The following is a 10,802-nucleotide window of genomic DNA, read 5'->3' as shown; positions in this document are numbered from 1 at the left end:
GGTTCATCGCTCACGGACATACGAGCCGGGAGCGGGCATCAGCGGCGGTAGGTCCGGGGTGCCGAGCATCGCCGGTGCGGTCTTGTCCGGTCCGCGCCGCACCGACATCCTGGTCACCGAGCAGGTCGAACGTGTCCAGTCGGCGCAGGCGCTGGCGAACATTACGACCGTCGTCGCGTGCGTTCTCGCGGTGGTCATGGTCGTGACCGCGGTGTATCTGACGCGGCGGATGCTGACACGGCCGATCGATCATCTTCTCGTCGACATCAGCGCGGTGGCCGGCGGCGACTACGAGCGGGAGATCGACACCGACGGGCCCCGGGAGGTGGCGATCATCGCGGGCGCGGTCGACACGATGCGGACCAGCCTGTTGGCCAAGAACGAACAACTCATGGCGGCGGAGCGGGCCCGCGCACGTGATGACGAACAGAGCCGGATGGCGGCGGATCTGCACGATGTGACCCTCCAACGGGTGTTCGGTCTGGGTCTGGCGCTGACCTCGCTGGGCGTCCGGCATCCACGGTTGTCGGCGGATCTGGACCCGCTGATCGACGAGACCGACAGCATCGTGCGTGGATTGCGGGCCGTCATTTTCGATCTCACCGGGTCCGCTGCGGCCGCGCGGTCCGGGGACGCGGGCAGCTTGAGTGCCGCGGTGTGTGAGATCGTCGACAACAGCGCCGCAGCGCTCGGTTTCACCCCCGATGTCTGTGTGGAGGGGCCGGTCGACCGGTATTCCGGCCGCGAGGCCGGGACGGAACTGCAGGCGGCCCTGCGCGAGGCCCTGAGCAACGTCGCCCGCCACGCACAGGCGAGCGTGTGCAGTGTCCGGGTCGCCGCCGCCGACGACGGCCTCGTGTTGACCGTGAGCGACAACGGCACCGGAATCGCGGCGGGAGCCGCGCACGGACACGGGCTGACGAACATTCGCAGCCGTGCCGAGCGGCTCGGCGGTCACGCGGTCTTTCGCGACCTGGGGCCGGGGACGGCGGTCGAGTGGGCGATACCCGCACCGGATGCGTCCTCACCAGTGACTGATCGACCGCCGGCCCGCTGACGTGTGACTTAGCCACCGCGACCCGAGTCGACGCCCGCCGCTGATGATCTTCTCGGTCTCATTCCTGTCGTCACGACAGACCGCCGATGCCGTGAGGTCCGTGTCCACGCGGTCTTCCGGGCGCGCGGGTGATCACCGACCTCTGGAATATCTGAACTAGTTCTGATGTAATGGTGGGTATGGGTAAGTCGACTGCTACCGCCACGTTCTCCGATTTCTTGAGGGCACCGAAGGATGTACTCGGCGTGCTCGAGGACAACGGTGAGGTGGTGCTGACGCGCCGGAACGCGCCGGCTTTGCGGTTGACCCAGGAATCGGCGAGCCGCGCCGAATTGAGCACCCTCGGTGTAGTCGGGCAGCTTTTCGCCGCCTCCCTCGACGAGGCGGCCCTCGATCGTGTCGCCACCCGACTCGCCGTGGCGTTGCCGTGGATCGGGTTGCTGCCGACCGCATTGCACGCCGAGTTCGTCGCAGCGTTCCAGGACACGGCCCGTGCCTGCATCGCGGTGGCGCGCTTCGATCGACTCGCGATTCTGCTGGAAGCGTGGCAGGCCACCGCGGAGGCGTATGCCGACCCGCGTTTGACTGCTGACGGTTCGGATCTGGAGTATCTCGAGGTCCCCGAGGTGGTCGCGGCGCCGGATCTGCGCGCGTGAGCAAGAAAGGTGGGTCGGTCCCTCGTCCGATCAAACGTGTCGAATGGCAGCTGGTGTTCGCCACCCGGGACGCGGAGAAGGGCTGGACCGATCTGCTGGCGGCGGCACGCAACGCCACGGTCGATGCGTGGGACACCCTCACCCGGGAACCGGCGGTGCAGACACCGCGGCTGTATCAACTCAAGGGCGACTACGCGTACGGGACGTACAACGGGCGGAACTATGCGCGTTACCAGTACAAGGTGACCGATGGTGGGCGGATCTGGTTCTTTCTCGACCCGGCTCCGAAAGGCGGCAAGGTCGCCGGCCGGGTCCTACTCGAACGCTGCGAGCCCGGGCACCCGAAGGAAACCGAATAAGCACGAGGAGAAGATCGCCTGGTGCCGCTGTCCACCCAAACCCGACGCGAACAGCCTCCCCGCATCGCGCGGGCGGCACGTCCGCGACAACAGCCGAGCGGGAAACCGTTCTGCTCAGTGGCTTTACGACCTACAGCCAGGATCTGCCACCGCGCCACCTTGGCGTGGAGACGTTCGGAGTCGGCGGGGATCGGCCGCGTCGCTGATCCGGAGGTGTTGGCTGGGAGGCGTGACGTCCATGGATTTCAGTCGGCCTACCGCTCCGGAGGGTTGGTGCCGGTATACCCCGGTGGCGGTGGTCATCGGCAGTGGCACCGTCGCCGCGTCTGCGGATGCGTCCACTGATCTGCACCAGCTCCAGCTGGCCATCACTCCAGGATTCGGAACTTTCGCGGTTCCCTAGCGTCGCCGGCCGATGCCGGCGGACTTGTCCTGTGCGGATCTGGTTCGGGTGTTTGTCGGTTCGGTCCGGTTCGCGGCCGTCTGCCGAGGAGAGGTGGGGATGGACCTGCAGCGGACTTCTACGGCGAGTGGACCGGTCGGCACCGCCGACGGTGGCCGCGGTCATTGGCGCGTTTTCAACCGTGAGGTGTGTCGCCGCCTCGCACCGGGCACCGCGAACAGCCGTGCCGGTCACCGCATTCGACCCCGATGCGGTCCGCTGCCCACCCGGCTGAAGGGCATCACCGGCGGGATAACGCCAATGCCGCCGGTGCGGCTTGACCGCGACCTGCAACCAGCGGCACAAATCACGTGCCTCGATCCGAGTCGCCTAATCCCAGCCCACACCGAGCGCCCACAAGAACCGGAACCAGCGCAACAGATCCATCCCATACGAACGCTGCGTCGTCGCCGGCCGCCCGAACGCCGCCAACTCGGCGAAGAACGCCGCCACCGGCACGACCACCGCGCCATCACCATCAACGAGCCGATACGGCTCGAACAGATCTCCCGTCGCCTCGAGCGACCCCAGCAGCGGCACCACCAGCCCGGACAACTCCCGCGGCACATCCCCGTCGTTGATCACGAGAAGCGAACCTAGCCAGCCCAGTCCAACCCCGCACGCACCTTCCGAAAGACCGGCCCGATAGTTCGGTCAACAAGTCGGTTTTCGCCTGTCCGGGTAGAGGTCGGCGATCCGGCGCATCGACAGCCCCGGCAGGTAGGCAACATCGTGTCCGCAGGAGCGGGCGATGGTCACCGGCAGGACGCCGATGGTGTTGGGTTGATCGACGATCGTCTCCAGCGAGGCCGCGCAGGACTCCGCCCGCGCCCCTGGCCGAACTTCCCGGCCATTGGCGGGACATCGCCCGGCCGCGCAGCACTTCCGCCGACGAGAAGATCATCGACGCCCTCCTGGACACGCCGATCTTCAGCGCCGATACCGTCCAGCAGATCACCGGCACCACCGACGCCAGCGCGTACCGCGCGCTCGGCCGGCTCACCGCGGCCGGGGTGCTCGAGGTGCTGTCCGAGAGCAAGCGCAACCAGATCTGGGCCGCCACCGCCGTGCTCGCCGAACTCGACGCGCTGAGCACCACCATCGGCAGACGCACCACCGAGCACCTGCAACCGATGCCGCGGCCCGGCGGCCGCGGCCGCGGGTGCCCACCTGCAGATCCCCGTCAAGGTCCCGGAATGCTCGTATGAAATGACACTCGGACAGCTCCACACGAGCGTGTGGGATGGACGGCAAGAACCGCGGCCTGGGCGAACGCGCTGACCTGGGAAGGTGACACCCGCGGAGTCCGGGAATGGGCTGCGGATTTCACTGGGCGTCATCGCGGACGCCGGTGGAGTACTGGGTGAGCTGGGCGGCACCGGCGGTGCTGGCTATCGCCGCTATCCGCGCTGTTCGTTGCCGTGCTGCTGGCGGAGATCGCGGTGTTGATCGCGTGGTCCGGATCGGGATGGGACGCTGTTCTCGGGGTTGCGCTTTCCGATGCCGCAGCCCTGTTCTGTGCCGCTGCCGGGTACGGCACTCATCTCCAGTAAAAGGCAGCCACACCGCGGATCAGAAGAAGACCAGTTCGTCGCCAAGTTGGGTGCAGTGGCCGGTGTGGTGGTGGGGGAGTGGTTCCGACGATGTGTTTCGGGGAGGTGCGTGCCGAGACGGAACACCGACTTGGCGTGCGATGAGTTGCGGCGTCCGGTGATAAAGGTGGGGTTCATCGCTATCCCGTCCGGATCGAAACCCGAAACCGGTAACGCCCGTACCGATCTCACGCTCACTTACGCGGGATGCGGCGTTCTCGATACGACCCGAGTGCCGATCGCGCTCGGCCGGTACTTTCGCGCCCACTCGAAACGGTAGGTCAAGGAGGCTTGTTTGGCTCGCCTCGCGTCTCGATCCCGATGGGCTAAGCATTGCCCACGCTGGTCACGACGCTGTCCGAGCACCGCGGCCAGGTAGTGAGATCGTTCACTGTGCAGCAGCCGGATGGTGTCGTTGTATAGGCTAAACTCCATAGGAATGGATGTCGCGTCGAGCGCTTCGGCTCGGGCCGTCCCGGATTCGAAATGTATGCTCGCTGATTCGTGGCCGGTGTAGGGACCGTCCGCGTGACGCTAATGGTCACAGGCACGCCCAGCCGCATGACGTGGTCGCCGTTCTGCACCGCACGACCATCGCCCAGGGTGGGCACCGCCGCCTTCTCGGATCCGACGCTGACATCACTCCTGATGAAGAGCCGAAAGAGTGTCTGTGATCGTCCAGCCAGTCCAGGTTCACACCGATGCGTCTACGAGATCAGACGGACCGCACATTTCAACATTGACTTACTCGGTCGACATCGCGCCGTCCGACTGCACCCATTGCACCTGAATCGAGGAACCGAATGACCGTCGATCACGACAAGTCCGAACTCCCACTCTTCTCGGCGCAGCGAACGCTGACTGACAGCACCCCACCGCCGGTCGCCGAGGAGTCACGTACCGGTGATTTACCCACGCCGACATCCGCCGAGATCCACCAGTCACTCTTCAGCGACGAATGAGCGAACGCTGCACCTACGGATATGACCGAGATTCCACGAACTCGCACGTTTGAAGGTCGGTGACCAGGTCAAGGTGTATGCCGAGGGAGTGTCGGAGTTCACCATATGCCCAAATGGAAACGTCCTGAGCTGCGCATATGACACGTCCCCGGTGTGCTTTCGCAGTGACAGGCAGGTCAGAGGTTCCAGAGTCGGAGCAGCGCGGCACGCAGGCTGGGGGAGATGATCCGGTGATCGGTTGGCCAGCCGGGGTTGGGGTGCCCGAGGTCGGCGAGCTGCTGTGCGGCGGCGTCGACAACCGACATCGGTTGCAGTTCTGCTCGGGTGGGCAGGAGGTGGCCGATGGCTCGGAGGGGTGTGGGGGATCGCGATGGCGTCGGGGTCCACGACCGCGGGCGGGTAGATCAATTCGTTTCATGAACGGTTTCATCCCCCACCTCGTGCACGATCCTGGCGAGATCCCGCGCCTGGGCGACCCGCTCGTCGACGAGTACCTGCGGTTCGTCGCGGCGCGAGCCCGCCACAACACCCTGCTGGCGCAGACCTTCGACCTGAAAGTCTTCTTCACCATCGTCGGCAAGACCCCGACCCAGGTGGGCACCAGCGACGTGTTCGAGTTCATCCAAGCCCCAACGGCTACCCCGAACGGGAACGTCGTCCGCCTCGCCGATGGGGAATCCGGTCTCGCGGCCTCGACGATCAAACGCCGCCTCGCCTCGATCGCCGGGCTGTTCACCTACCTCGGCGAGCGCGGGCTCATCGACAACAGCCCCGTCCCACGAGGTTTGACCACCCGGGCGGTGCGCTCGCAGATACGCGGCGTCCCGCTGATCAGAGCCCCACGGCGCCTGCCACGCATACTCGGCCCCGACGAGGCCAACGCACTGCTCGGGGCGCTGCGGTCCGAGCGCGACCGGGCAATGATCCTCCTGATGCTGTTCGGTGGACTGCGCCGATGCGAGGTCCTCGGCCTGCGTATGGCCGATGTCCGCCCCGGCGAACGGCGTGTGTTCGTCTCCGCAGGAAAAGGCGGGCACCAACGCATCGTGCCTGTGACCTCGGCGTTCTTCACCAGCCTGGGCAGCTACCTCGACGGCGAACGCCCGCCCGGCGCCGCCACCGACCACGTCTTCCTGGTGTTGAAACGTCCACGGCGTGGCAGCCCGCTCACTGCCGCGGGCCTCGACGAGATCCTCTCCGGCGCCCGCATCCGCGCCGGCCTGCCGCACGCGACCTGCCACGAGCTGCGACACACCTGCTTCACTCGCCTGCGCGAGCCGAATGCAGCGAGCATTCCCCACTGTCATCGTGGGCGAGCGGTGGGTAGGAATTCGACCAGTCAAAATCTACGGCAGAATCCTCGACACAGATGGTCGCTGCGCAGAGACCATTCCGATTGATCTCTGGACAGAAAGTCAGCAGTGCTGGTCGACTCGCCGTTGGCGGTACAAGCTGACTGGTGCAAGCCGCAGGCAGCCCAAATCTGAACTCTGAGTGCAAGGCCGGCCAGGTCATGACGTCTTGTCGATCAATGAGTAGTTGTAACCCGGTGGCCGTCGACGCCTTCCGCATCTATGCCTGCACGATCCGGGACCGAAGCCGACGCAACGGCATCACACTTCCCGACGGCGACCCGCTCGAGGACAACGACCACTTCGAGGGCAAAATCGAAACCACCGCTCGAGCCCGGCGAATGGCGCAGCTTCGGGCTGTTCGCCGCCGACAACCACTGTTCCCAGGACATCACGCGGGAGCACCGGAGGGAGCGCCGATCTCCTCCGGCGCATCGCGGACGAGAATGTCGTCCTACTTCAGGGTGCTGCGTGGATGAAAGACGCCGGCACTGGAACGCCGTTCGGGGTGAACTCCCTCTCCTCGAAGATGCTGTGCGGGAGGCACAACGGGGCACTGAGCCCACTCGACACTGGGGTCTCCGCGTGTTCGATGTTCGAGTGCGACGGTGCGTGCACCACACCGACGTGGTGAGGAAAACGGAAGCGCAGCGCCGCGGCGGCGAGGGCGGCGGCCAAGACGACAACGGCGCCGACCAGCAGGGCCTGGTGGTAGCCGTGGTGCAGCAGTGGGGTGACGACGAGTGGGCCAAGAATCTGACCGACGCTGTATCCGGTGGTCAGCAGTGCCACCGCGCGTGGGACCTGCAGATGCGCACCGATGCCCAGTGCGATCGACCCGACACCGAGGAAGGTGGCACCGAACAGGAAGGCGGAGATCAGGGCGGGGCCGACACCGTCGATGACGGCGGGCAGCGCGATGCCGACCGCCTGGATGAGCAGGGCAACCAGCAGGAGGGTCGGCTGACACCAACGACGGCCCAGCCACGCCCACACTGCGCAGGACGGCAACGCGGCCAATCCCACGACAATCCAGGCACCACTGCCGACCCACCCGCCCGCGGTTTGATCGATCGCGGCGACGAGGAACGTGCCCGCGATGATGTAGCCGATACCTTCCAAGAAGTAGCTGGCGAATGCGGCCGTGAACCAGCGGCCGGTCCGTGGGCGGCCGTGTGCTCCCGTCCCCGACGGCGTGGCGGTCGGCGACGGCTCCGGTGCCAGCGCCCAGGCCGCGACGGCACAGACCACCGCCAGGGCGGCGGCCGCCCACCAGGTCGAGCGCCAACTGCCGGCGGAACGCAGGATCAACACGAGTACGCCTGATAGGGCGATGCCCGCCCCGACCCCGCCGAACGCCCACCCGGCCAGGTGCTGGGCGTGCGCCCGCAGGCGGGCGAGCATGGTGCTGACGGCGATCATGAAGATCAGTGCGCTCGCGATGCCGGCGACGAGTCTGAGGACAAACCACGCCGATCCACTGTGTGTGGCGGGCATGAGCGCCAGGGTCGCGACGAGGACGACCAGCGAGATTCGCATCACCGTTGCCGAGCGCACCACCGCCGGAATGAGGATGCCGGCCAATGCCCCGACCAGATATCCGACGTAGTTCGCCGTAGCCAGCGCGGCCCCGAGAGAGGCGGACAGGCCGGCCTGGGTGTGCATCAACGGCAGGATCGGGGTGTAGACGAATCGGCCGATGCCCATGCTCGCCGCCAACGCCGCAGCGACCTGGATGGCGTGCGCCCGCGGGGAAACCGCGCTCACCACTGGCCCGGATCGTTCGGATGGGGCCGCAGCGGGGTGACGGCGACACTCATCCACGGCCGCAACGGCAGCGTGTCGAGCACATTTGCGTGGAGGTCGGCTTCGTCGTCCGCGCGCCATACGCCGATGCTGCGCAGCTCACCGACCGGGCGCCACAACCGGACCAGGCGCCCTGCAGAGGCAAGTTCCTTGGCGCGCAACGCTTCCGCGGAGCGGCGTGCATCCACTTCGGATGGAGCGATGCCGTCGGGGACCGTGGTGATGATCTCGACGAGAAACTCCTGCATGGTCGTTTTCCGTTCAGGGGCTGAAACCATGGACTCATCGTGCGCCCGGGTCCGGCCGGCCCGCCACGACCGCTTTGCTCCCGACTGGTAGGCGCAGCCTCTCACCGCACGTAGCATGAGCGATCGTGGAGCTACGCCAGCTGAAGTACTTCCTCGTCGTCGCCGAGGAACTGCACTTCGGCCGGGCGGCGAGGCGGCTGCTGATCGCCGGGCCCTCGCTGTCCCAGCAGATCAGGGCTCTCGAACGAGACCTCGGCGTGCAGCTGTTCGCCCGCGACCGCCGTTCCGTAGCCCTCACCCCGGCCGGTGCGGAGCTGCTCCCCCACGTCCGCGCGCTGCTCGAGCGTGCCGCCGACCTGCGCGCCCGCGCCGAGCGCCTCTCCGGGGCGGAGCCGGTCCGGATCGGCTACGTCAACTGGCTTCCCGCGGACCTGATCGCACGCACCGCAGGTGTGGCGCAACTGCACGTGGACCCGTGGGTGGTGCCCTCGCACGCCCAGGCCGCACGGGTCGCCGACGGCAGCCTCGACCTGGCCGTGTGCTGGGTGCGCAACGCCGATCTCGCCCGGTACGGCCTGCAGGCCCGGCTGCTCGGCGCGGACCGGCTCTACGCGGTGTCCACCGGCGAGAACGCCACACCGGTGCGGGCGCGGGACGCCGCGCTGCTCGTCGACGACGACGCGACGTCCTGGTCGTCGTGGAACCTCTTCGCCGAACAACTGGCCCACGACACCGGCGCTCCGATCGTGCGGATCGACGACGGCGGCATCACCGGCCCCGCATTCTTCGACCACGTCCGCGCCGCGGGCCGCCCCGTGCTCAACTCCCCCAAGGGGCAGACCACGACGCTGCCGCCCGACCTCATCCGACGCCCGGTGATCAACCCGGCGGTGATCTGGACGTGGTCGCTGGTGTGGCGCCGGAACGAGATCCGCCCCGTCGTGCTCGCCGCCGCCGACGCCCTCACCCGGGACGTCCGTGATCTCGGCATCCACGACAGCACAGTCTGGTTGCCCGCGGACGACCCCCACCGGTAACAAGGCTTCCTCGTAGGAGGCTGCGCCTCCCACGAGGAAGCAAACACGTCGTGGCGCGAACCCCCACCTCGGGCACATCATCGATCCGTGAACGAAACACCCCAGGTTCCGAACGGGACTACCGGGACTTTCGCTCACCGAGTCCTTGCGCACCAACCCCATTGCGAAAGCGAGCATTCGACTCATGAGCACCAACCAGAAAGTCGTCGTCGTCACCGGCGCATCCCAGGGGATCGGCGCGGCGCTGGTCACCGGTTACCGCAAGCTCGGCTACGCCGTCGTCGCGACCTCCCGCTCCATCGGCGCATCCGACGATCCCGAGGTGCTGACCGTGCCCGGCGACCTGTCCCGGCCGGGAACCGGCGCCGACATCGTCGAGCAGACGCTGGCGCGGTTCGGCCGGATCGACACACTGGTGAACAACGCGGGAATCTTCGTGGCCAAGTCGTTCACCGACTACACCGACGAGGACTACGACGCCGTGACCGGCGTGAACCTGCGCGGCTTCTTCGACATCTCCCGCGGCGCCGTCGCCGCGATGCTCGCCCAGGGCCGCGGCGGCCATCTGGTGAACGTCACCACCACGCTGGTCGACCATGCCAACTCGCAGGTGCCCTCGGCACTCGCATCGCTGACCAAGGGCGGGCTGAACGCGGTCACCAAGTCGCTGGCGGTCGAGTACGCGACCCGCGGAATCCGGGTCAACGCGGTCGCGCTCGGCGTCATCCGCACCCCTATGCACCCGGTCGACACGCATGAGGCGCTCGCCGCCCTGCACCCGGTCGGCCGCCTCGGCGAGATCGACGACGTCGTCGACGCGATCCTCTACCTCGAGCACGCCGGGTTCGTCACCGGCGAGATCCTGCACGTCGACGGCGGCCAGAGCGCCGGACACTGAGCACGCGGTGTACATCTCATGAACAGCACGGCTGAAAACGAAGAGATCCTGCGCAGGGTGCTCGACCGGTGGAACGCCGCCGTCGACGCGCACGAACCCCAGCGCGTCGCCGCTGAGTTCACCGCGGACGCAATTTTCCAGGGCCTGCACCCGTATACAGTCGGACGGCAGGGTGTCGCCGACTACTACGACTCCCAGCCGCCGGGTATGACCGCCGCGTACCGGATCCTCGAAACCCGTCGACTCGCAGACGACGTGGTGCTCGGTTACCTGAGCGTCGATTTCTCCTTCACGGACCGGCCGACGCTGACCGTGTACCTGAGCGTGCTGGTCAAGCCCACGCCCGACGGCGATCGGATCAGCCACTATCAGGTCTCCCGGCTCAACTGAAGC

Annotated in this window: 12 protein-coding genes and 3 pseudogenes; 10 read left to right on the top strand and 5 right to left on the bottom strand. The window is 67.1% G+C overall.

The features are described from left to right. The 3 genes from ACFWAY_RS51510 to ACFWAY_RS51500 form a co-directional block, all read left to right on the top strand. Window positions 1-1,057 (top strand): ATP-binding protein (locus tag ACFWAY_RS51510; RefSeq protein WP_378516216.1); only part of this gene is annotated, 1,057 nt, incomplete at its 5' end. Between the two features lie 179 nt (window positions 1,058-1,236). Continuing rightward, a complete protein-coding gene (locus tag ACFWAY_RS51505; protein ID WP_378516215.1) occupies window positions 1,237-1,713 on the top strand; it encodes a hypothetical protein in 477 nt (158 codons plus the stop codon). Continuing rightward, window positions 1,710-2,072: a hypothetical protein gene (locus ACFWAY_RS51500; protein ID WP_378516214.1), complete on the top strand. Its 363-nt coding sequence runs from the start codon at window positions 1,710-1,712 to the stop codon at window positions 2,070-2,072. Before ACFWAY_RS51505 ends, ACFWAY_RS51500 begins: the two co-directional genes overlap by 4 nt. Window positions 2,073-2,844: 772 nt before the next feature. Here the strand turns inward: ACFWAY_RS51500 and ACFWAY_RS51495 are convergent. Together ACFWAY_RS51495 and ACFWAY_RS51490 are read right to left on the bottom strand one after the other, a co-directional pair. Beyond that, on the bottom strand, window positions 2,845-3,099 hold the full coding sequence (locus tag ACFWAY_RS51495; RefSeq protein ID WP_378516213.1) for a hypothetical protein: 255 nt from the start codon (window positions 3,097-3,099) through the stop codon (window positions 2,845-2,847). An 81-nt stretch (window positions 3,100-3,180) separates the two neighbouring features. Then, window positions 3,181-3,309 (bottom strand): annotated as a pseudogene (locus ACFWAY_RS51490) (IS110 family transposase); the annotation flags it as partial. On the opposite strand from ACFWAY_RS51490, the pseudogene ACFWAY_RS51485 reads away from it, so the two are divergent. Further along, a pseudogene (locus tag ACFWAY_RS51485) lies at window positions 3,302-3,722 on the top strand (hypothetical protein); the annotation flags it as partial. The pseudogenes ACFWAY_RS51490 and ACFWAY_RS51485 sit on opposite strands and share 8 nt — an antisense overlap. A gap of 1,187 nt (window positions 3,723-4,909) precedes the next feature. Continuing rightward, window positions 4,910-5,068 carry a hypothetical protein gene (locus tag ACFWAY_RS51480; protein WP_378516212.1) on the top strand — a complete coding sequence of 53 codons (159 nt, stop codon included), beginning with the start codon at window positions 4,910-4,912 and terminating at the stop codon, window positions 5,066-5,068. Between the two features lie 176 nt (window positions 5,069-5,244). On the opposite strand, the pseudogene ACFWAY_RS51475 reads toward ACFWAY_RS51480, so the two are convergent. Beyond that, window positions 5,245-5,482, bottom strand: a pseudogene (locus ACFWAY_RS51475) (hypothetical protein); the annotation flags it as partial. 2 nt (window positions 5,483-5,484) lie between these two features. Here ACFWAY_RS51475 and ACFWAY_RS51470 point away from each other — a divergent pair. Beyond that, a complete protein-coding gene (locus ACFWAY_RS51470) occupies window positions 5,485-6,468 on the top strand; it encodes a tyrosine-type recombinase/integrase (RefSeq protein WP_378516211.1) in 984 nt (327 codons plus the stop codon). A 131-nt stretch (window positions 6,469-6,599) separates the two neighbouring features. Then, a complete protein-coding gene (locus ACFWAY_RS51465; protein WP_378516210.1) occupies window positions 6,600-6,899 on the top strand; it encodes a hypothetical protein in 300 nt (99 codons plus the stop codon). Here ACFWAY_RS51465 and ACFWAY_RS51460 read toward each other — a convergent pair. Both ACFWAY_RS51460 and ACFWAY_RS51455 read right to left on the bottom strand, forming a co-directional pair. After that, complete coding sequence (locus ACFWAY_RS51460) at window positions 6,880-8,127, bottom strand: YbfB/YjiJ family MFS transporter (RefSeq protein ID WP_378516217.1); 1,248 nt, start codon at window positions 8,125-8,127, stop codon at window positions 6,880-6,882. The two genes, ACFWAY_RS51465 and ACFWAY_RS51460, sit on opposite strands and share 20 nt — an antisense overlap. Window positions 8,128-8,183: 56 nt before the next feature. Continuing rightward, entirely contained in the window at window positions 8,184-8,504 is a 321-nt protein-coding gene (locus ACFWAY_RS51455) for a muconolactone Delta-isomerase family protein (protein ID WP_378516209.1), read from the bottom strand. Window positions 8,505-8,599: 95 nt separating this feature from the next. Here ACFWAY_RS51455 and ACFWAY_RS51450 point away from each other — a divergent pair, with 95 nt between their 5' ends. The 3 genes from ACFWAY_RS51450 (at window position 8,600) to ACFWAY_RS51440 (ending at window position 10,799) form a co-directional block, all read left to right on the top strand. Beyond that, a complete protein-coding gene (locus tag ACFWAY_RS51450) occupies window positions 8,600-9,511 on the top strand; it encodes a LysR family transcriptional regulator (protein WP_378516208.1) in 912 nt (303 codons plus the stop codon). 184 nt (window positions 9,512-9,695) lie between these two features. Next, complete coding sequence (locus ACFWAY_RS51445; protein WP_378516207.1) at window positions 9,696-10,409, top strand: SDR family NAD(P)-dependent oxidoreductase; 714 nt, start codon at window positions 9,696-9,698, stop codon at window positions 10,407-10,409. An 18-nt stretch (window positions 10,410-10,427) separates the two neighbouring features. Further along, the gene (locus tag ACFWAY_RS51440) at window positions 10,428-10,799 is read left to right on the top strand and encodes a YybH family protein (protein WP_378516206.1); all 372 of its coding nucleotides are present in this window, start codon (window positions 10,428-10,430) and stop codon (window positions 10,797-10,799) included. The last annotated feature ends 3 nt before the right edge of the window (window positions 10,800-10,802 follow it).

This window comes from Rhodococcus sp. NPDC059968 (assembly GCF_042738615.1).
Lineage (GTDB): Bacteria > Actinomycetota > Actinomycetes > Mycobacteriales > Mycobacteriaceae > Rhodococcus_F.
Note: the sequence above shows the minus strand (reverse complement) of the source record. Positions and strands in the feature narration are given on the sequence as shown.

Bases quoted from the DNA above. Each gene is read 5' to 3' on its own strand.
- ACFWAY_RS51505 (WP_378516215.1), top strand. From the start codon at position 1,237: ATGGGTAAGTCGACTGCTACCGCCACGTTCTCCGATTTCTTGAGGGCA.
- ACFWAY_RS51480 (WP_378516212.1), top strand. From the start codon at position 4,910: ATGACCGTCGATCACGACAAGTCCGAACTCCCACTCTTCTCGGCGCAG.
- ACFWAY_RS51470 (WP_378516211.1), top strand. From the start codon at position 5,485: ATGAACGGTTTCATCCCCCACCTCGTGCACGATCCTGGCGAGATCCCG.
- ACFWAY_RS51465 (WP_378516210.1), top strand. From the start codon at position 6,600: ATGAGTAGTTGTAACCCGGTGGCCGTCGACGCCTTCCGCATCTATGCC.
- ACFWAY_RS51460 (WP_378516217.1), bottom strand. From the start codon at position 8,127: ATGGGCATCGGCCGATTCGTCTACACCCCGATCCTGCCGTTGATGCAC.
- ACFWAY_RS51455 (WP_378516209.1), bottom strand. From the start codon at position 8,504: ATGGTTTCAGCCCCTGAACGGAAAACGACCATGCAGGAGTTTCTCGTC.
- ACFWAY_RS51445 (WP_378516207.1), top strand. From the start codon at position 9,696: ATGAGCACCAACCAGAAAGTCGTCGTCGTCACCGGCGCATCCCAGGGG.
- ACFWAY_RS51440 (WP_378516206.1), top strand. From the start codon at position 10,428: ATGAACAGCACGGCTGAAAACGAAGAGATCCTGCGCAGGGTGCTCGAC.